Raw genomic sequence first — 19,759 nt, forward strand, 5'->3', positions numbered from 1 at the left:
GACGTCACTCGTCCGGATCCGGCTCGCCACCGGTCCAGAACAGGATCCGGGTACGGCCGATCATGAGGGTGTTGCCGTCCAGCAGCGTCGCCGCCGGCACGTGGTGCCCCTCGACGTACAGCCCGTTCGTCGACCCCATGTCCGTCGCGATCACGCCGTCGGGCGTCACGCGGATCTCCAGGTGCCTTCTCGAGACGCCCGGGTCGTCGACGATGATGTCCGCCTCCGAGCCGCGGCCGATCACCGTGACCTCGCCCGTGAGGATGTAGCGCTGGTCGTCGACCACCAGCAGCGGGTGCCGGGGAGTCGGGTTCGTCGCCGCCGCCGGGGCGACCGCGCCGCGCACCGTCGCGCTGTGCACCCGGAACCGGGCCGACTCGAGCGCGGGGTCCTCGCTGAACGACACCGTCACCGGCCCGACGAACGCGTACCGCTGGCTCGCCGCGTGGTCCGTGACCTCCCGCGCGAACTCGTCCGCCAGCGTCTCCGCGCCCCACGCCTCGATCTGGTCGTAGTCGCCCGGGGACAGCTCGATCGTGAACTCGTTCGGCACCACCGTGCGGTCCCGACCCAGCACTGCCGCCCGGTCGTCGAGCTCGCGGCGCAGCGCGCTCGTCAGCTCGACCGGCTTCAGCTCGCTCCGGAAGACCCGGGAGAAGGCGTTGTTGACCGCTCGCTCCACACCGTTCTCGAACTTGTCGAGGAAGCCCACGCCCACCTCCCTTGTCGTCCTGTCACGCACGGGTGCCGTGCTGCTCTGCGCTGATCCGCCTTGATGGTATCTGCGACCTGGCAGTCTCGACCGGGTTCGCCGCCCGACGCACGGGTGTTCACCTCGTGGTCCTGGACCGGCACGCAGGCGTGCTAATGTTCTGCGGCGCGCGCGAGTGGCGGAACGGCAGACGCGCTGGCTTCAGGTGCCAGTGTCCGAAAGGGCGTGGGGGTTCAAATCCCCCCTCGCGCACACAGTACGAAGGGCCGGAGACCTCAGGGTCTCCGGCCCTTCGTCGTCGTTCCCCGAGGGCACACCGTGCGCCGCCCGCAGGTGGCAGCATGTCCGCCGTGTCCGTTAGCCCGCGACTCTCGTGCCCGTTCTGTCACCGCACCGTGGCACCGCGCGCGCTCCGGCTGCACAGGTGGTGGCACACGAGCCGTCGCCGGGACGGCCAGCAGCAGGAGCACGTGACGCTCTCGCCCGCCGCGCGCTACGAGGGATCACTCGTCGGCGTCCCGTGCGTCTACGTGCACCGGGCGTGCGGGGCGTACACCACGATGCCGGTCGAGATCATCCGCAGCTACCTCGCGAACCCGTTCCTGTACGGCGACGAGACGTTCTGCGCAGGCTGCAGCGACTACGTCCCCCATCGGGACTGCTTCTGGGAGACCGGGCAGAGCCTTCAGGCGTACTTCGACGCATTGCGGGCGGCTGCGTCGCCGGCGCTCCGGGCGCGGGCTCACGAGCACTACCACGGGGGCGTCGACCAGTAGGTCCGGCGGGCGACGTGCCCGGGAGGCCGTGCTCCGTGTCCTTGTGCCGCCTCGTCACCGGGCATACGTTCGACGTGACCGGGCCGGGTTCGGCCGGCGCGGGGTCTGGGGGCAGATCCAATGGCAGATCCGCAGGACGACAAGGACGGCGCTCGGGCACAGGAGCCCGGGGCGGTGGTCGAGGCGTCGGCGTTCCTCAAGGACCACCCGCTGCCGGTGATCATGAACTTCCGGGTGACCGGCTTCAGGCAGGTCGACACACCCGACGAGCTGCGCCGGTGGGAGGCGACGGTCCGCGACCAGGTCGGCCTCCCGGTGGCGGTCGGCTCGAGCTCCGGGTCCGACTCGCGCACGCCGTCGGACACGATCTCCGCGATGTCCGAAGGAGCGGTCGTCGACGACTGCGACTACGACTGATGCCGCCGAAGGTCGGCATCTTCTCCTTGAAGGACGACCTCCACGCCCTCGCCGTGCAGCACCGTCTGCAGCACCGGTTCGGCGTGGACTGCGTCGTCGTGGAGACCGACGACCTGGTGGTGTCGGGTGGGCTGACCTGGCACGTCGGCGGCGAGGACTCCGAAGTCGCGCTGCGGGCCCGAGGCGGGGCCTGGTTCGACCCGCGCGACCTCGACCTGATCTGGTGGCGCCGGTCCAGCTACCCGCAGCGCGGCCTGCCTGACGGGTTCGACGAGGACGCCGCCCAGCTCGTCACCCAGGAGTGGCGGTACGCCCTCGTCGGCCTGCTGCGGACGACGTTCCGCGGCGTCTGGGTCGACCATCCGGACCGGGTGCGTGCTGCCGAGAACAAGCTCGACCAGCTGCGGGCCGCGGAGCTCGCCGGGCTTCGCGTCCCACGGACCCTCGTCTCCCAGGACCCGGCGGCGGTGCGCGCCTTCTGCACCGAGGTGGGCGACGTCGTCGTCAAGGCCGTCCGGGGGCTCGCGCACCGCCCGCAGCAGACGAGCGCCATGGACGTCGCCGTCGTCGACGACGCCTCGATCCGGCTCTGCCCGGCGATCTACCAGGAGCTGGTGCCCGGTCGGCGGCACCTGCGGATCTGCTGCTTCGGCGAGCGGGTCCTCGCCGTCGCGCTGGACAGCGAGGACCTGGACTGGCGGTGGGACCTCACCCGCTGCACGTTCGAGCCCGTCGACCTGCCGGCGCCGACGGGCAGCGCCCTGGCGACGGTGCTCGACCGTCTCGGCATCACCATGGCCTCGATGGACGCCAAGGTCCGGCCCGACGGCGAGGTCGTCTGGCTGGAGGCGAACCCGCAGGGGCAGTTCCTCTTCCTCGAAGGACTGACGGGCCTGGACCTGACCGGGCCGTTCTGCGAGTTCCTGCTCGAGTCGGCGCGGCGAGGCCAGGCCGGCTCCGCCCAGGGGTCGGCGGTCGCCGTCGTCTGACGTCGGCACCGATACTCTCGCGCGACGACGTTCGAGAGAGTGACCCGACATGAAGGATCGACCCCGATGGCGGACGAGGAGACGATCGTCTTCCCACGGCTTGGACCGGGAGCGACGACCGCTGCGTGGATCCACCGGCCCAGCGGGCTCGTCACCCCTCCGGAGAGCACCTGGCACCGTCGGCCCGTGACGCTCGACCGCCGCGCCCACGTCGTCCTGCGAGGCAACGACGTGCGGGTCGACCTGCAGGTCGAGCGGCGCAACGGCTGGCGCGTGGCAGGGATCCCGCTGTACGCGGTGGGTCCGTGGGGGGTCGCCGCTCAGCCCCTGGAGCTCATGAAGGCGCTCGCAGCGGAGGTGCGGAGCCGTCGGCCCTACGGCGCCGACCGGGTGCTCGCGGCCCTCGACCGCCATGTGGCGCTCGTCCGACGCACGCCGGACCGCCTCGACCTCAGTCCCTTCGCCAGCCAGATCAAGGGCAGGATGGCCCGCATCGTCGACGAGCTCTCCTGACCGATCGAGCGGGGCCTCAGCCGCCGACGCGAGTCCCGCAGTCCGCGCAGAACCGGGCGCCCGCGGCGAGCTCGGCGGAGCAGCCCGGGCACGCCGTCGTCGGGGCGAGCGACGCGCCGCAGTCGGTGCAGAACTTGCCGCCGCCCGCGCGGGCGCCGCACGACGGGCACGCGGCCACCGGCGCGGCGGCGACGTCGACACCCGTGAGCAGGTCCGTGCTCGACAGCCGCTCGGCCGCCTGCGTCCGGCGGGCCTGGGCCTGCAGGCCGGCGATCTCGTCGTTGAGCCGGGGTGCGCACCGGGCGCACTGGCCGACCTCCTCGTTCCAGCAGATGGCGCGGCACATCCAGTCGCCGCAGCCGCGGCACTGCGTGAACCGGTCCGCGATCTCCTCGACGGCCGCCGCCAGCGCCTTGTCCTTGGCGGGCGAGTTCGTGCCGCGGTTGAGCATGATCTGGTCGGCGGCGTTCCCGAGGTCGCGCAGCGGGCCCCCGAACAGGCTGCCGACGGAGCGCAGCAGGGTCTGGCCCGTGCTCACCGCGTCGCGCTGGAACGCCGACCGGTACCCGTTGCCGCAGCGTTCGCAGCGGAAGTCGAACTGGTAGCCCTGCGTGTTCGAGAGGTCGGAGAAGTTGTCGGTGAAGGGAACGGCCTGAGTCACGCGGCGACACTAGTGACGCCGGCGGCCCCGAGGACCGTCCACCCGGGTGAAATGTCCGGCTGTCCCACGATCGTGGAGCTCGCGCCGGTCGGGCCGCCGGAGTCTTCACGAGACCTTGACGTCACGGACCGGCAGGACGGGGGGCCGCGTCGGTACGGTCGCCCGGCGGCGGCCACCACGGCCGGCACGGACGGGAGGCCACACCGGATGCCCAGCACGACGCGTACCGAGGTCGTGCTCCGGGCCGGGGCGGGTGTCGTCGCGGTCGTCGGGGCGTGGACGGCCGCGGTGCTGGTCGGCGACGCGACGTGGGCGCTGGTCGGCGACGGCCTGCGGGCGCTGCTCGGTGAAGGGTCGCTGTCGACGGCCGGCGACGCGGTGCGGGCGGTGCGCGGCGACGTGCTGCCGGTGCTGGTGCTGGCGCTCGGGCTGGTCCCGGCGGGCGCGCTCGTCCTGGCCGGGGCGGCCCGTCCGTCCGCCTCGTCGCCGCGCAGGACCGGGGTCCTCGTCGGCGTCGCGGCGGCCGGTGCCGTCCTGCTCGTGCTCGGGGTCCTGAGCCTGACCGCCGACCCCGCCGCGCTGCGGCTCTCGACGGCGTCCTGGTACTTCGCCGTCGGGTCGCCGCGCATGCTCGCGGGCGTGTGGCTCGCGGTCGTGGGCGCCGGGGTGGGCGCGGCCGCGGTCGGCGTGCGGGTGCGTCGCCGGGGCGTCGTCGTCGCCGGTGCGTCCGTGCTCGGCGCCGGAGCGCTGGCCACGGCCGTGTCGGCGGCCGGGTGGATGGCGTGGACGGTCTGGTCGATCGGGCACTACCGCGGCGGCCCGACGTCGGCGGCCGCGGTGCTCCGCGACGGCTCGCTGGCCGTCGGGATCGTCGCGGGCACGGCCGTGCTCGTCGCCGGCTGGTGCGCGGGCGCCGCGTGGCGACGGCTCGCGTCCTGGGTCCCCCCGCAGCCCGACGAGCCGCCGGGGATGCGCACGGCCCGGGCCCGACGTCGGCTGCTGGTCGCGGCGGGTGTCGCGGGCATCCTCCTGGTGGCGCTCGGCGTGCGGGTCACGTCGCACGTGGCGGAGCGGGAGCCGGTGCCGGACGTCGTCGCCGACCCGGCGCTCGCGGCGTGCCTGGAGCAGTCGCTCGGCGTCGGGCACGGCCGAGGTGTCTCGCCCGACCAGTACGACAAGGTGTACGTCCTCGACTGCGGCTGGAGCGGCAGCGGGCCGCAGGTCAGGTCGCTCGCCGGGCTCGAGCGGTTCACACAGGTGCACGACGTCGACCTGTCCCGTCAGGACGTCGCGGACCTCGCCCCGCTCGCCGCGATGACGGGTCTGACGTCGCTGCGGCTGACCAGCAACGCCGCCGTCACGGACCTGTCCGCCCTGGGCGGGCTCCCGCTGGAGAACCTCGGCCTGTCGGGCACCGGCGTCCGCGACCTGTCGCCGCTGGCGGGGACGACGACGCTGCGGTTCGTCGGCCTGTCCGGGACCGGGGTGTCCGACCTCGGACCGCTCGCGGGGTCCGACCTGGACGAGCTCGACGTGTCGCACGCCGCCGTCACGGACCTGTCCCCGCTGGCGGGCGCGCGGTCGCTCACCAAGCTCGACGCGCGGGACAACCAGGTCACCGACATCGGCCTGCTCGCCGGGATGCCCGCGCTCGACGAGCTGTGGATCGGTGGCAACCCCGTCGTCGACCTGCGGCCGCTGCTCGGTGCGCCCGCGCTGCTGGGGGTGGACGTCGAGGGTCTCGACCCGTCGACGCCCGGGATCGTGGAGCTGCGGGCGCAGGGCGTGTACGTCGGCGGGCTCGCCTGACGAGCGGGCTGCCGCGGGGGGTCAGTCCTCGGGGTGGTCCGGGACGGCGTTGACGGCCCGCTGCATGGACGCGGACCGGCCCGCGACGCGGAGCGTGCGGTCCTCGGACAGGAACGGGTTGGGGTCCGTGAACGCGTGCGTGAGGTTCCGGTCGTGCGCGTCGAGCGGTACGGCGTTGTCCTGCTCGGTCATGTCGTCCTCCCACGGGGCGATGGAACCTGGTCGTGCGTCCAGGCGACGGCCCGCGGCAACTTACCGGGACCGCCGGGCGGTTCGTGGGCGGTTTGCGTCGAAAGAGAGAACTCTCACGCTTTCGATACCTCGCGGTGTCACACGTCGGAGCGATCACCCGCGGCGGGTGTACCGCGCACCCCGGCACCCGTCGAGCATCGGGACGTGCGGTCCGCGCCGGCTCCCGGCTCCCGCACCGGGGGCGTCGTGAGTCGTCGGGAGCGTCGACCGGAAGAGGACGTGGCGTGAACGCATCGCACCAGGGCGCCCGGCGGGCGTCGGGCGTCGTGGGTGTCCTGCTGGCGGTGCTGCTGCTCGCGTCCTGCGGCGACGGGATCGACCGGCCGAACCCGACCAGGACGGTGCCCACCCCCACGATCACGGTCCCGACGCCGACCGTGACGCGCCCGACGAGGCCGACACCGACACCGACCCCGACGCCCACCCCGGAGCCGACGCCGACGCGGACGCTGCCCGTCCGTCCGACGCCGACCGCCGAGCCGACGCAGGCCCCGGTGCCGACGGCCGAGCCGACGGTCGAGCCCACGGTCGAGCCGACGGTCGAACCCGCTCCGCTGCCGACGGTCGAGCCGGCCCCGACCACCGTCCCGACCGAGACGGCGACCCCGACCCCCACACCCACGCCCACGCCCACCCCGACGCCGACCGAGGTGGTCACCCCGTCGCCGTCCCCGACCGCGGTCCCGGAGCCCGACGAGGGCGGAACGCCGGCGTGGGTGTGGTGGGTGGCGGGCATCCTGGTCGTCGGGGCGGGGGTCGGGGTCCCGCTGCTCGTCCGGGCGCGCCGCGCCGGCTCGTCGAACCCCGCGGGAGAGGCGTGACGGACAAGCTCGACGTCAAGAAGACCCTCGACTCCTACCGTGCGCAGCACGGGCGGTTCCGGGTCCTCGACGTGCCCGACCTGCAGTACCTGATGGTCGACGGGCACGGCGACCCGAACACGTCGTCCGCGTTCACGGAGGCCGTCGAGGCGCTGTACCCGGTGGCGTACACCCTGAAGTTCGCGAGCAGGCGGGAGCTCGGCCGTGACTACGTCGTGCCTCCGCTGGAGGGCCTGTGGTGGGCGCAGGACATGGAGGCGTTCACGGGCGCGCGGGACAAGTCCCGGTGGGACTGGACGATGCTCCTGATGGTCCCGGACGGGATCGGGCCCGACCTGGTCGAGGCGGCGATCGCGCAGGTCGGGGCCAAGAAGTCCGTCCCGGCGCGGCTCGGTGACGTCCGCTTCGAGACGCTGTCGGAGGGCCGCTGCGTGCAGACGCTGCACGTGGGCTCGTTCGACGACGAGGCGCCGGTGCTGGCGCGCATGCACGACGAGTTCATCCCGGGCCACGGGCTGCGGATGGTGGGGCGGCACCACGAGGTGTACCTGAGCGACTTCCGGCGGGTCCCGCCCGAGCGGCAGCGGACGATCCTGCGGCAGCCGGTCGCGGCGGTCTCCGAGCCCGGCTGGCCGACAGTTGCCCGTCGGCTAATGGATTAGGCGGCCTTGTGGCGCGGGAAAACGCTCTCCTAGTGTCGAGAAACCGGTATCTCGCACCGGCAGACCCTCGACGAAGGTGAGCGACACGATGAGACGACGAGTCGCAGTGCAGCTGCTCGCGGCAGGAGCCGCGACGGCACTCGCTGCCACGATCGGCGTGACCGCACTGGCGGTGTCCGGTGCCCAGGCGGCGACCGGCGGGGCCACCGGCTTCGCGACGCAGAACGGAGGGACCACCGGCGGCGCGGGCGGCGCCACCGTCAAGGCGACCACGGGCACCCAGATCCACGCCGCCCTGTGCAGCCGCGCCAGCGCGAGCACCCCGATCACGATCCAGGTCGAGGGCACCATCAACCACGCCAACACCGCCAAGGTGTCGGGCAGCAGCTGCAGCACCGCGGCGGGCGTGATCGAGCTCAAGCAGATCAGCAACGTGACGATCGTCGGCGTCGGCAGCGGCGCCGTCTTCGACCAGCTCGGCATCCACATCCGGGAGTCGAGCAACGTCATCATCCAGAACGTCACCGTCAAGAACGTGAAGAAGTCCGGCTCGCCCACGTCGAACGGCGGCGACGCCATCGGCATGGAGAGCGACGTGCACAACGTGTGGGTCGACCACGCCACGCTGGAGGCGTCGGGCGGGGAGTCGGAAGGCTTCGACGGCCTCTTCGACATGAAGGCGAACACGAAGTACGTGACGTTGTCCTACAGCATCCTGCGGAACTCCGGCCGGGGCGGCCTCGTCGGCTCCAGCGACAGCGACCTGCAGAACGGCCCCGTGACGTTCCACCACAACCTGTACCAGAACATCGACTCGCGGACCCCGCTGCTGCGCGGCGCCACCGCGCACATCTACGACAACTACTACCTGAACCTCAACGAGTCGGGGATCAACGCCCGCGCCGGGGGCAAGGCGAAGGTCGAGAACAACTACTTCAAGAGCTCGAAGGACGTGCTCGGCACCTTCTACACCGACCTCCCCGGCACCTGGCAGGTCGCCGGGAACATCTTCGACAGCGTGACGTGGTCGCCGAAGGGCACGGACACCAACCCGGCCGGCCCCAACCCGACGTCCACCACGACCGTGTCGATCCCGTACTCCTACACGCTCGACGCCGCGAGCTGCGTGCCGTCGGTCGTCGCCCAGACGGCCGGCGCGGGCACGGGCCTGAAGGTGTCGGACGGTTCGTGCACGCCGACGACGCCGACCCCGACGCCGACGTCGACCACCCCGAACCCGACGCCGACCACCGCCACCCCGACGCCGACCCCGACGGCGACGACGCCGACCGGGACCAACCTCAGCCTCGGCGCAGGCGCGGACGGCTCCAGCAAGGCGAGCGGCACGAGCTACGGCAACGTGATCGACGGGTCGCTGACCAGCTACTGGTCGCCGAACGGCTCGACGGGACAGATCTCCGTCAAGTGGAGCTCCGCGACGTCGGTGTCGAAGATCAACGTCCGCGAGGCCTCCGGGGCCGTGGGCGCCATCACGTCCTGGCGGGTGCTGAACGGCGACACGGGCGCGGTCCTGGCCTCCGGCAGCGGCGCGGGCGTCATCTCCTTCTCCGCGACGTCGCTGAAGAAGGTGACGCTGGACATCACCGGCTCGTCCGGGACGCCGAGGGTCGCCGAGCTGGAGACGTACGCGAAGTAGCACGCGGTGCTGCGTTCCCGCTGGTGGGCAGCGGGAACGCAGCACACGGGCGTCGGCCGCCGCCGGCGCGGTGACCGACGTCATGCCGGGCGACGGTCACGGGCGGCGCGGACCGTGCCGATGGTGTCGACGTCCCCTCTCAAGGAGCTCGTCGCCGTGAAGTCCGCCCGCACCCTCTGCCTCGCCGTCGTGACCGCCGGCCTCGTGCTCGGCTCGGGCCTCCCGGCCCAGGCCGCCGACCGGCGACCCGACGGCCCGGCCAAGGACCGGACGGCCGTCGTGGCCAAGGTCGTCGACGGGGACACGATCGACGTCCGGGACGCCGACGGCGTGCACCGGGTGCGCCTGCTGAACATCGACACCCCCGAGACCGTCGACCCGCGCAGCCCCGTCGAGTGCCTGGGTCCGGAGGCGTCGGCGTTCCTCACGGACAGGCTCCCGGCGGGCACGAAGGTGGCGCTGAAGCACGACCGGATCACGCACGACAAGTACGGCCGCGAGCTGGCCGCCGTGTTCGTCGGGAACACGTTCGTCAACGCGGAGATCGCGAAGGCGGGCCTCGCGGACGCGATCGTGATCGGCGGGAACGACAAGTTCTACGACCGGGTGATCGCCGCGCAGAAGGTGGCCCGGACGGCGAGGTCCGGCCTGTACGCCGAGACCGTCGCGTGCACGGTGCCCGGGCAGGTCGCCGCCGTCGAGCAGCAGACCGCCGCGCTGCTCGCCCAGCCCCCCGCGTCCGGCGCCGGTGTCGAGGCGTTCGACGCCTACGCCGCGCAGCTCGCCGCGCTGGCCGCCGCCGCGACGACCGTCGGGACCGTGCTCGCCGCCGACCTGCACGACCACCGGCTCCTCGGCCTGAACGCCGGCCGGGTGCGCACCCTCGTCGCCCGGCTCGGCGCGACCCGGTCCGCGGTCACCGCTCGTGCCGCCGAGACCACCACGTGGCGGGCCGCGGAGGCCGCACGGATCGCCGCCGAGCAGGCGGCGACCGCGCAGGCCGAGGCGGACCGGGTGGCGGCCGAGGCTGCAGCCGCGGCGAAGCGGGCGGCCGCGAAGGCGGCACCGAAGAAGCGGTCGACCGCACCCGCACCCGCACCCGCCGCACCGGCACCCGAGGCACCGCAGGTCGACACCTACACGGGGTGCCGGGCGTACGCGCCGGGCGGGCGCACGTACACGAAGATCGACTGCAAGACGAAGCTCCCGATCGGCTGAGCGGAGCCGACGACGCGGTCGCCATGCGGACCGCCGATCGCGCACCCGACGCCGACCTGACCCGTACCGTTGTCGCCCGTGCCCACCCGACGACCGGCCGGCGCTCGCGAGAGCGTCGAGACCGCACCCGTGCGCGACGCCTGGGTCTGGTGCGCCGTCGGGGTCGCGACGTCCGCCGCGGTCGTCGCCGTCGCGGGCCTGCTGGCCGCCGGCCACGTGTCGCTGGCGTGGGGTCTGTTCCTCGGCGGGTCCGGGTCGGGCGGCGACCTCACGATCACGACGTTCATGGGTGACGCCCACGACGTCGTCCGCACCACCGCCGTCGCGCTCGTCTGGCCGGCCGTCTTCCTCCTCGCCGGAGCCGTCCGCACCACCGTCCTCGTCGCGCGAGGCCGGCGCCGCGAACGGCAGGCGGTCGAGACCCGGTTCGGGCTGTTCCTCGTCGTGGCGCTGTCGGTCAACATGCTGACGTCGCTGCTCGTCACCCGTCGCCTCGGCGACGAGACGGCGTGGCTCGACGCGACCACCGCGACACCGTGGGCGGTCGCGGTCGTCTGGGCGTTCGTCGAAGGCCACGCCGCCGCTCGCCGCCGCGAGCTGGCCGGCACGCGCCCACCTGTCCCACCGGAGGCCGCGGCGCGGCTCGGGCGGCAGTCGACCGTCATCGCCGCGATCGTCACCCTGGCCGGTGTCGCGACCGTCGCCTGGTCGGCGGTCCTGGCCGGTCGCGCGACGCACCCCGTGCGCTGGGGTGCCGCCCTGGCCGGCAAGCACGGGTCGGGCGTCGGGGCCGTGTTCGACGTCGCGCCGCGCCACCTCGTCACCGTCGCCGCGCTCGTGGTGGGGGTCCCGGTGACGCTCGCGGTCGTCGGCGCCGCCCGTACCCGGTGGCACAACCGTGCGGGGCGCCCGTGGCCCCGGCTCTCCGGATGGACGCTGCTCTCCGTGCCGGCGGCGGTCGTCATGGTCCCGAACGTCGCGATCATGTTCACCGCCGGGACGTACGCCCCTGGAGGCGGGTGGGCGGTGCTCGGGCTCGCGTGGGTCCAGATCGGCGTCGTCGTCGGGTTCGTCGCCGCCGTCCTCCTGCTGATGAGGACGGACGTCACGCCCGTCGCCGCGCCGCCGCGGAGGGACCCGCAGGCCGAGACCGAGGTGGCGGCCGCCGTGCGACGACGTGCCCGGTTCGACGAGGCGCGGCGGCGTACCGCGAAGAAGAAGGCGGCGCGAGCACGCTCTCGTCGCTGACGCCGCCGTCGATACTTGCCGTCATGGACGACGACCGGACCGCCCTGACCCGAGCGGGGTTCCCCGCGGGAGCCACGTGGGCCCCGCTGGAAGCAGCCCGATGACCGTCGCGGTCGACGCACCTCCCGCCGCCCGGCACCGCGCCGCACGCGTCGTCACCGAGGTCCTGGCCCCGCCGTGCCTCGGCGCCCTGACGCTCCTTCTGCTCGGCTGGCACGCCACGGGGACGGACGGCCTCGTCGACGGCGCACTCGCCGCCCTGTTCGTGACGGGGATCCCGTACGTCGTCGTCATCGTCGGGGTCCTCGCGGGTCGATGGAACGACCGGATGCTCACCGCTCGACGCCAGAGGATCGTGCCGATCCTGTCGAACACCACCTTCGCGGTTGTCGGCCTGGTCGTCGCGCTCGTCACCGGTGCGCCCGCCGCGATCGCCGCGTTCATCGTCGCCGCCATCGGCACGCAGGCTCTGCTGTTCGTCGTGAACCTGGGCTGGAAGATCAGCTTCCACGCCGGGGTGTCGGCCGGCATCGTGCTGATCCTCGCCCAGGAGTTCGGCCTCGTCCTCGTCCCGCTCCTGGCGCCCCTCGTCGTCCTGATCTCCTGGGCCCGGGTCGAGCTGCGCGAGCACACCGCCGCCCAGGTGGCTGTCGGCGCGCCCGTCGGGGGACTTGCCCTGGCCGGGCTGTACCACGTCGCTCTCGTCATCCCGTGACGCGGGCAGCCGCGGCCGCAGCGCTCAGCCGCGCAGCCCCGCGGGTGACGGGTCGTCGCGCCACAGGCGGTCGGTGACCTGGTCGACGAGCACGTCGAGGGCGGGTTCGTCGCTGCCCTCCCACTCGTCGACCATCCGGCGCAGCAGCGCGCGCTCGTGGTCGCGGACCCGGTCGGCGAGCGCGTGCCCGGCGTCGGTGGGGGTGACGGTGCCGTCGTCGACCTCGACGAGGCCGCGCGTACGGAGCGCCTCGGCGGTCGCCTCCACGCGGGCGCGCTCGACGTGGGAGGACGCGACCATCGCGTCGACGGTCCGCGACCCCGTCGCGGTCACACGGGCGAGCATCCAGCACTGGCCTGGGGTCAGGTCGACGTCGAGGTCCCGGACGACCACGGCGTACGCGCGCAGCGGGTCCTGGTGGCCGACCTCCCGCCAGAGCAGCAGGCGCAGCTCCTCGTAGGACGTCCGGCTGGACGGCAGGGCGTACACCTCGCCCTGCTCGGGGACGTGCGCGGCGGTGCGCAGGGTGACCTCGGGGATCAGCCAGGACAGCGCGAACGCGAGGATCCCGACGGGGACGGCGTACAGGAAGATCGTGTGGATCGCGTCGGAGTACCCGTCGAGGAACCAGTCCTGCACGGCGGCGGAGCAGGTGGGGAGCGCGGCGGACGTCGCGCTGAGCGTCTCCGCCGAGCAGGGGCCGACGGCGTCGGGCGGCGGGGCGGCGGCGAGCCCCGACGTGAGGTGGCTCGTGAACAGCGTCCCGAAGACGGCCACCCCGACGCACGAGCCGATGGTCCGGAAGAACGTGGCCCCGCTGGTGCCGACCCCCAGGTCGCGGTACTCGACGGCGTTCTGCACGGCGAGGACCAGCACCTGCATGACCATGCCGAGCCCGGCGCCGAGCACGAACATCGACAGGCCCGACTGCCAGGCCGTCGTGTCCCGGCCCATCAGCGAGAGCAGGTACAGGCCGACGGTGAAGACCGCGGAGCCGACGATCGGGAACACCTTGTACCGGCCGGTGCGGCTGATGATCTGCCCGCTCGAGATCGACGTGAGCAGGATGCCCAGCATCATCGGGATCATCTGCAGCCCCGACCCGGTGGGGCTGGCGCCCTGCACCTGCTGCAGGTACAGCGGCAGGTAGGTGATGGACCCGAACATCGCGAACCCGACGACGAAGCCGACCACGGCCGTCGTCGAGAACACCCGGTTCCGGAACAGCCGCAGCGGCATGACGGGCTCGGGCACGCGCGCCTCGACGAACCCGAACGCGACCACCGACACGACGGCGAGCAGCGAGAGGCCGACGACCTGCACCGACGCCCACTCCCACGTCGAGCCGCCGAGGCTCGTGACGAGCACGATGCACGTCGCGATCGTCGCGAGCAGCGTGATCCCGACGTAGTCGATCTTCGGGGACCGGTGCGACCGGGTGGACGGCAGGACGGCGGACACGACGACGAGCGCGACCAGCCCGATCGGCAGGTTCACGTAGAACACCCACCGCCAGGTCAGGTTGTCGACGAACCACCCGCCGAGCAGCGGTCCGGCGACGCTCGACAGGCCGAACACCGCCCCGAACGCCCCCTGGTACCGGCCCCGGTCCCGCGGCGGCACGACGTCGCCGATGATCGCCTGCGCGAGCACCATGAGGCCGCCGCCGCCGACCCCCTGCAGGGCCCGCCACGCGATGAGCTGCAGCATCGTCTGCGACGTCCCCGCGAGGGCGGAGCCGGCCAGGAAGATGACGATGCAGACGAGGAACACGACCTTGCGGCCGTACAGGTCGCCGAGCTTGCCCCACAGCGGGGTCGTCGCGGTCGACGCCAGCATGTACGCGGTGACGACCCACGACAGGTGCTCCGCGCCGCCGAGGTCGCGGACGATCGTGGGGAGGGCCGTCGCGACGATCGTCTGGTCGAGCGCCGCGAGCAGCATCGCGAGCATCAGGCCGCCGAAGACCGCCCACACGGCGCGCTGGTCGAGGTCGCCCTCGACGGGTGCCTCCGTCGACTCCTGCTTCGTCATGCCGCCCCCCTTGGCGTCCTTCGCATCGTCGGCGGGTCCGGGGGCCGACGCAAACGGGGGCGGGTCAGTGGGGCTTGCGGGCGACCATCAGCAGGTGCGTGCTCGGCCACGGCACGGGCGCACCGGACGGGGTCCGGATCGATGCGCCGACGGACAGCCGGTGCTCGACGAGCCAGTCGTTGGTCCACGGGCCCGACCCGACGCCGATCTCGAAGCCGACGTCGGTGAGCAGCGTCCGCCAGTCGTCCCAGGTCATGTCGCAGAACCGCTCGTGGCACTCGGAGAGCCAGCTGTCCGTGTAGTCGCGCGTGGTGAGGAACTCCATCGCGGACCGCAGGGGGAGCACGACCTCGCCGTCGGGTGACACGGGCCCGGCCTCCAGGTCCGTGTGCGCGAGCACCGGGAGGTCGCGGGCGAACTGCACGAACCGTTCGGCGGGGCTGAGCGCGGTGATGTGGTCGTGGACCGCCTGCCGGGTCCAGCCGCTCATGTCGACGGGCCGGTCCGTCCGCAGGGGCCCGTCGAGGCGGAGCACCACCCGCTCGTCGCCGCCGTCGGGGCCGAGCACGTCGGAGTTGATCCACACGCCACCGGGCGCGGTGTGCTCGAAGATGCGGCGGGCGAGCAGCTCCAGGTCCGCGCGGCCGTCGCCGTACGAGGAGATCTCGTGCGTGAGGGCGACCGTGATCGTGGTGGTGATCGACGCCGGCGGGAACACCGACGAGCGCAGCAGGTTCCGCTGGGCGAAGAAGACGTTCGGGTTCTCGAAGACGCCCTGCGCCTGGCGGTGCTCCGCCTCGGCGATCAGATGGCGGGAGACGTCGACGCCGTACAGGTCGCACTCGGCCAGACGCGGGTCGCGGGCGGCGCGTTCCAGCAGCCCGCCCGCCGCGCAGCCCAGGTCGACGACCTTGCCGGGCACGACGTGCGGCGCGACCTGCGCCCACTTGCGGTCCGACGCGTCGTCGAACGCCGCCGTGTACGTCCGGTAGTCGCGGGTCTCGGTGAGGTCGCCCTCGCTGCCGACGGTCGGGTCGGTGTGCACCAGCCGGACCGCGTCGTCGAGCCGGTACCGGTCGTACAGCTCGACGGTCTGCGGGTGGGCGAGGTCCCGCCACGCCGGGTCGCCCGCGACCATGTGCTCGAGGACGTCCCACGGGCGCAGCGGAGCGGGGTCGTGGGAGTCCTCGACGGCGGCGACGCGGAACCCGAGCGCCGCGTACAGCGCCGCGACGGCGGGCGTCGAGCACGCGACCACGGTGTCGTCCGGCGTGAGGGTCCGGCCTGTCGTCATCTGCACGCTCGCGAGGACGGTCGTCGCGAAGCGGGGCGACGGCGGGACGTCGGGCACCGGGGCGACGACGGACGGCAGGTCCGCGTCGAGCGCGACCCGTTCGATCAGCGCCTCCCGCCGGTGCGCGGGCACGGGGTTGCGGCGCGTCCCGGTGTGCGTCGCCGAGGTGACCGCCCAGACGACCTCCGCCTCGGGGGCGAGCACCAGGGGCCGGCCGTCGGTGTCGGACTCGTTCCCGTCGAGCAGCGACCGCAGGTAGTCCACCTGGAAGCGCGTCACGAGATGGTGCCGTCCCGGGAACAGGACGGACGTGAGCTGCGCGCTCACGCGTCGGTGCGGGGCCGGGACACCGCGCTCACCAGGGCGGCGTGCAGGGCGGCCGGGTCCTTCGCCTGCACCCAGACCGGCTTCTGCCCGCGCGGGGTGACGCGGATGGCGCTCGGGCTCCTGACCGCGCCCCACCCGGCCCCGAAGAGCTTGCCCTTGACCGGGTCGCCCGGCGCCGACACGCCAGACGGGTCGAGGTCGGCGAGGCGGATCCTCTTCGACCCGGCGCGCAGCGCCGTGCCGGTCAGGCGGGTGGTGCTGTAGTACGTGGTGCTCCACATCGCCACGGCGATCACGCCGCCGAGGATGCCGACGAGGAGCGTTGCGACCACCCAGTCGCCCGCGACCGTCATCCAGGTCCACGCCGCCGCGCAGACGCCGAGCAGGATCCACCACGCGCGCGACGAGGAGCCCTCGGAGTACCGGGCCGGGCCGGGCGCGGGCGCCCTCGTCGCGGCGGCGAGCCGTTCGAGCTCCTCGCGGTTGTTCGCCAGGTAGTCGTGCACGGGCCGTGACGTGGTCTCGTCACGGATCCCGTCGAGGAGCCCGGGATCGGTCGGGGTGACAGTCACCGTGTGGCTGCCGTCCCGGTCGACGACCAGCGAGAACACGATCACCCGCGTCGGTGACGCGACCGCGAGCTCGTCGAGCAGGCCGCTGCGCAGGAAGTACGTCTCGCGCGGCGCGCGGAAGTCCTGCTGCTCGAGGCCGTCAGGTGTCTCGATGACGAGCGCGCGCACGATGGCGCTGCCCGCGGACCCCGGGTCGACCGAGCACTCCTCCCGCACGACGAGCCGCAGCCAGCCCGCCGGTGCCGCGTCCGCGTAGCTGCGGACGATGCGCTCGACGACCGCGTGCTGGTCCGCGGTGAGCTCGATCTCGTCGGACGGGGCCCAGACGCGCCGCGTCGCGAGCTTCGCCGTCAGCCAGGCGGGGGTGTGCTCGGGCGTGCGCGGGTACTTGAGCAGGTCCAGCGCGTACAGGTCCGCGGAGAGGTCCGTGCCGGGGTCGCCGTCGTAGTCGAAGTCCGTGGCGAACTGGCCGTCGGCCCGCAGGACGAACGTCGCCGAGAACCAGGTGCCCGCGTCCTCGCGGTACGCGGCGATGCGGAGCTGGCGAAGCGTGTACGCGACAGTCCCCGGCAGGGGGCCGGCGGGCGCGGTCCCGCCGTCGGCCAGCCGCGCGACGACGGCGGAACGCTCGGCGTGGGCGGCGGCGGCGAACGTCAGGGTCAGCTCGGCCCAGCCCTCGGGTGCGACCGACGTCAGTCCCTCGGCGATCTTCTGATACTCGTCGGGCGACATCTCGAGCGTCATGAGGCGCGGCTCACTTCCGGAGCGGGTCGACGGGGTCGCCACAGGGTACTGATCGCCCCGCACCCTGTGGCGACACCGCCCGTACCGCGCTCAGGGGCCGGTCAGAAGGCCCACTGCTGGTTGGCGGCTCCCGTGCAGGACCAGATCTGCACCCGCTGCCCGTCGTGCACCGGCAGGCCGCCGACCGCGTCGAGGCACCGGCCCGACTGCGGGTTGCGCAGCGCGCTCGACGACGCGACGTGCTCCCAGCGCTGCGCCGCGGTCCCGTTGCAGGTCCACAGCTGCACGACGGTGCCGTCGGCGGTCCCGCCGCCGGACACGTCGAGGCACTTGCCGAGCGCCCGGACGGTTCCGTCGGAGCCGCGCGTCCAGGACTGGGCGGCGTTCCCGTTGCACCCGACGACCTGGATCGGGGTCCCGTCGGCCGTGTTCGCCCACGGCACGTCGAGGCAGAGCTGGTTCGCGACCTTGATCGTCCCGGTGCCGGTGGGCAGCGAGCCGCCACCGCCCGTCGTCGAGCCGTTGTCGTAGACCCGCACGTAGTCGACCTTCATCTGCTGCGGGAACACGGTCGTCGCGTCCGGGTTGCCGGGCCACGCGCCGCCGACCGCGACGTTGAGGATGAGGAAGAACTTCTTGTCGAACACCCACGGGTTGCTGCCGACGCTCGCGCGGGTGACCTGGTGGTAGACGTTCCCGTCGACCGACCACGTGATCGAGCCCGGCTTCCAGTCGACCGCGAACGTGTGGAACGCGTCGGCGAACGACCAGCCCTGCGGGTGCTGGTACGTGCCGGTGATGCCGCTGCCGCCCGAGTACCCGGGGCCGTGCACGGTGCCGTGCACGCGGTGCGGCTCGTAGCCGACGTTCTCCATGATGTCGATCTCGCCGGAGCCGGGCCACGACGTCTGCGGGAAGTCGCCGCCGAGCATCCAGAACGCCGGCCAGATGCCCTGGCCGCGCGGGATCTGGATCCGAGCCTCGACCCGGCCGTACGCGATCTCGACCTTGTCGTTCGTCTGCAGTCGGGCCGAGGTGTAGGACCCGTCGGCCTCGCGGCGGGCGGTGATGACGAGGTTGCCGTTGCCGTCGAGGGCCGAGTTGCTGCGGGACGTCGTGTAGCTCTCGAGCTCGCCGTTGCCCCAGCCGCCGCCACCGACGTCGTAGCCCCAGACGGACGGGTCGGGCGCGGTGCCGGCGGCGCCGTCGAACTCCTGGGACCACAGGACGTCGCCCGGGGCGGCGGCTGCGGGGGCGGTCGAGCCGGGGACGAGGGCGGCGGCGACGAGCGCCGTCCCGGCGACGGCGGCGGTGAGGGCGAGGGCGGCGGCGATCTGTCGGGTGGGCCGGGACCGGCGGTGCGCGGGCTTCATGTGTGCCTCTCCGTTCCCGTGCCCCGGCGCTGGGACACGGATGGGGTGCCGCCCGCGCAGCGTCCGACGTGCGTCATTGCCCGGGAGGGGACGGGGCTCCCCGTCCAGCCCAGGACGGTAACGGGATTGTTTACTGACTGACAAGTAACCATTGACTGGCGAACGTTGTCGACAACGTGTTCGTCAGGGGAGCAGGCGGGTCGCGACCAGCACGACGGCGAGCACCACGAGCACCGCACCGCACGTCCGGCGGACCCCGACGACGACCCCGGGCCGGTCGAGGAGCGCCCGCGACGCACGTCCGGCGGCGACCGCGACCCCGACGAGCACGAGCGTGCCGAGCACGTCGAACAGCAGCCCGAAGAGCAGGACCTGCTGCCACACCGGGCCGTCGTCGGGGCGCACGAACAGGGGGATGAAGGAGAGGAAGAAGAGGATGACCTTGACGTTGAGCAGGTTGACCGTGGCGCCCCGGCCGACGAGCTGCAGCGCTCGCGGGGGCGCGGGCTCCTCGGGCGGCGCGTGCGCCGGCCCCGCCGTCACCACCGCACGGTCGTCTGCCGGGACGACGAGCGTGCTGCGGTCGCGGACCATCCGGACCCCGACCCAGACCAGGTAGGCGGCGCCCGCGGCGGTGACGACCGCCATCGCCGGCCGCGACGCCGCGACGAGCGCCGACAGTCCCGCCGCCGCCAGCGTCGCGTGGCACAACGACCCGACGGCGATCCCGACCGCGGCCAGCACTCCGGCCCGCGTCCGGTGCTGCAACGACGTGCCGAGCACGAACACCATGTCGGCACCGGGCGTCACGTTCAGCGCGAGGGCCGCGAGGACGAAGGCGAGGAGCACGTCAGGCTGCGGGACGAACACACGGACATGGTGGCGGATCAGCCGCGGCCTCGAGGACGTGTCACCGAACGGTGACAACGACCAGATGAAACCGGACGGTGACATGTGCGATGAGT

At 73.2% G+C, this 19,759-nt stretch carries 19 protein-coding genes and 1 tRNA gene; 12 read left to right on the forward strand and 8 right to left on the reverse strand.

What is annotated here, in order from left to right:
• Window positions 1-4: 4 nt before the first annotated feature.
• Window positions 5-712: an FHA domain-containing protein gene (locus Cch01nite_RS07465; protein ID WP_203750611.1), complete on the reverse strand. Its 708-nt coding sequence runs from the start codon at window positions 710-712 to the stop codon at window positions 5-7.
• A gap of 169 nt (window positions 713-881) precedes the next feature.
• On the opposite strand from Cch01nite_RS07465, the gene Cch01nite_RS07470 reads away from it, so the two are divergent.
• The 5 genes from Cch01nite_RS07470 to Cch01nite_RS07490 all read left to right on the forward strand — a co-directional run bounded on the left by Cch01nite_RS07470 (window position 882) and on the right by Cch01nite_RS07490 (window position 3,407).
• Window positions 882-964 (forward strand) — tRNA-Leu (locus Cch01nite_RS07470).
• Between the two features lie 218 nt (window positions 965-1,182).
• Window positions 1,183-1,488, forward strand: coding sequence for a hypothetical protein (locus Cch01nite_RS07475; protein WP_203750614.1), 306 nt, complete (start codon window positions 1,183-1,185; stop codon window positions 1,486-1,488).
• A gap of 120 nt (window positions 1,489-1,608) precedes the next feature.
• On the forward strand, window positions 1,609-1,905 hold the full coding sequence (locus Cch01nite_RS07480; RefSeq protein ID WP_203750617.1) for a hypothetical protein: 297 nt from the start codon (window positions 1,609-1,611) through the stop codon (window positions 1,903-1,905).
• Entirely contained in the window at window positions 1,905-2,894 is a 990-nt protein-coding gene (locus tag Cch01nite_RS07485) for an ATP-grasp domain-containing protein (RefSeq protein WP_203750620.1), read from the forward strand. The genes Cch01nite_RS07480 and Cch01nite_RS07485 overlap by 1 nt, the downstream gene beginning before the upstream one ends.
• 186 nt (window positions 2,895-3,080) lie before the next feature.
• Window positions 3,081-3,407 carry a hypothetical protein gene (locus tag Cch01nite_RS07490; RefSeq protein WP_203750623.1) on the forward strand — a complete coding sequence of 109 codons (327 nt, stop codon included), beginning with the start codon at window positions 3,081-3,083 and terminating at the stop codon, window positions 3,405-3,407.
• A 16-nt stretch (window positions 3,408-3,423) separates the two neighbouring features.
• Here the strand turns inward: Cch01nite_RS07490 and Cch01nite_RS07495 are convergent, their stop codons facing one another.
• Window positions 3,424-4,068 carry a zinc ribbon domain-containing protein gene (locus tag Cch01nite_RS07495; protein WP_203750625.1) on the reverse strand — a complete coding sequence of 215 codons (645 nt, stop codon included), beginning with the start codon at window positions 4,066-4,068 and terminating at the stop codon, window positions 3,424-3,426.
• A 207-nt stretch (window positions 4,069-4,275) separates the two neighbouring features.
• Between Cch01nite_RS07495 and Cch01nite_RS07500 the strand changes: the two genes are divergently transcribed.
• A complete protein-coding gene (locus Cch01nite_RS07500; protein WP_203750628.1) occupies window positions 4,276-5,877 on the forward strand; it encodes a leucine-rich repeat domain-containing protein in 1,602 nt (533 codons plus the stop codon).
• 21 nt (window positions 5,878-5,898) lie between these two features.
• On the opposite strand, the gene Cch01nite_RS07505 is transcribed toward Cch01nite_RS07500, so the two are convergent.
• The gene (locus Cch01nite_RS07505) at window positions 5,899-6,069 is read right to left on the reverse strand and encodes a hypothetical protein (protein WP_203750631.1); all 171 of its coding nucleotides are present in this window, start codon (window positions 6,067-6,069) and stop codon (window positions 5,899-5,901) included.
• 284 nt (window positions 6,070-6,353) lie between these two features.
• Between Cch01nite_RS07505 and Cch01nite_RS07510 the strand changes: the two genes are divergently transcribed.
• The 6 genes from Cch01nite_RS07510 to Cch01nite_RS07535 all read left to right on the forward strand — a co-directional run bounded on the left by Cch01nite_RS07510 (window position 6,354) and on the right by Cch01nite_RS07535 (window position 12,450).
• Window positions 6,354-6,950 carry a hypothetical protein gene (locus Cch01nite_RS07510; RefSeq protein WP_203750634.1) on the forward strand — a complete coding sequence of 199 codons (597 nt, stop codon included), beginning with the start codon at window positions 6,354-6,356 and terminating at the stop codon, window positions 6,948-6,950.
• Window positions 6,947-7,612: a GyrI-like domain-containing protein gene (locus Cch01nite_RS07515; RefSeq protein WP_203750637.1), complete on the forward strand. Its 666-nt coding sequence runs from the start codon at window positions 6,947-6,949 to the stop codon at window positions 7,610-7,612. Before Cch01nite_RS07510 ends, Cch01nite_RS07515 begins: the two co-directional genes overlap by 4 nt.
• A gap of 88 nt (window positions 7,613-7,700) precedes the next feature.
• Entirely contained in the window at window positions 7,701-9,269 is a 1,569-nt protein-coding gene (locus Cch01nite_RS07520; RefSeq protein WP_203750640.1) for a pectate lyase family protein, read from the forward strand.
• Between the two features lie 123 nt (window positions 9,270-9,392).
• Entirely contained in the window at window positions 9,393-10,487 is a 1,095-nt protein-coding gene (locus Cch01nite_RS07525; protein ID WP_203750642.1) for a thermonuclease family protein, read from the forward strand.
• A 78-nt stretch (window positions 10,488-10,565) separates the two neighbouring features.
• Window positions 10,566-11,735, forward strand: coding sequence for a hypothetical protein (locus Cch01nite_RS07530; RefSeq protein WP_203750643.1), 1,170 nt, complete (start codon window positions 10,566-10,568; stop codon window positions 11,733-11,735).
• A gap of 100 nt (window positions 11,736-11,835) precedes the next feature.
• Window positions 11,836-12,450 carry a hypothetical protein gene (locus Cch01nite_RS07535; RefSeq protein WP_203750645.1) on the forward strand — a complete coding sequence of 205 codons (615 nt, stop codon included), beginning with the start codon at window positions 11,836-11,838 and terminating at the stop codon, window positions 12,448-12,450.
• 24 nt (window positions 12,451-12,474) lie between these two features.
• Here Cch01nite_RS07535 and Cch01nite_RS07540 read toward each other — a convergent pair whose 3' ends face one another.
• The 5 genes from Cch01nite_RS07540 to Cch01nite_RS07560 all read right to left on the reverse strand — a co-directional run bounded on the left by Cch01nite_RS07540 (window position 12,475) and on the right by Cch01nite_RS07560 (window position 19,664).
• The gene (locus tag Cch01nite_RS07540) at window positions 12,475-14,484 is read right to left on the reverse strand and encodes an MDR family MFS transporter (RefSeq protein WP_203750647.1); all 2,010 of its coding nucleotides are present in this window, start codon (window positions 14,482-14,484) and stop codon (window positions 12,475-12,477) included.
• Window positions 14,485-14,548: 64 nt separating this feature from the next.
• Complete coding sequence (locus tag Cch01nite_RS07545; protein ID WP_203750649.1) at window positions 14,549-16,105, reverse strand: methyltransferase domain-containing protein; 1,557 nt, start codon at window positions 16,103-16,105, stop codon at window positions 14,549-14,551.
• Complete coding sequence (locus Cch01nite_RS07550; protein ID WP_203750651.1) at window positions 16,102-17,421, reverse strand: hypothetical protein; 1,320 nt, start codon at window positions 17,419-17,421, stop codon at window positions 16,102-16,104. The genes Cch01nite_RS07545 and Cch01nite_RS07550 overlap by 4 nt, the downstream gene beginning before the upstream one ends.
• Before the next feature lie 101 nt (window positions 17,422-17,522).
• Window positions 17,523-18,794, reverse strand: coding sequence for a glycoside hydrolase family 16 protein (locus Cch01nite_RS07555; protein WP_203750654.1), 1,272 nt, complete (start codon window positions 18,792-18,794; stop codon window positions 17,523-17,525).
• Between the two features lie 183 nt (window positions 18,795-18,977).
• On the reverse strand, window positions 18,978-19,664 hold the full coding sequence (locus Cch01nite_RS07560) for a LysE family translocator (RefSeq protein WP_203750657.1): 687 nt from the start codon (window positions 19,662-19,664) through the stop codon (window positions 18,978-18,980).
• Between the last annotated feature and the right edge of the window lie 95 nt (window positions 19,665-19,759).

It is taken from the genome of Cellulomonas chitinilytica (assembly GCF_016862675.1).
In the GTDB taxonomy this organism is placed as follows: domain Bacteria; phylum Actinomycetota; class Actinomycetes; order Actinomycetales; family Cellulomonadaceae; genus Cellulomonas; species Cellulomonas chitinilytica.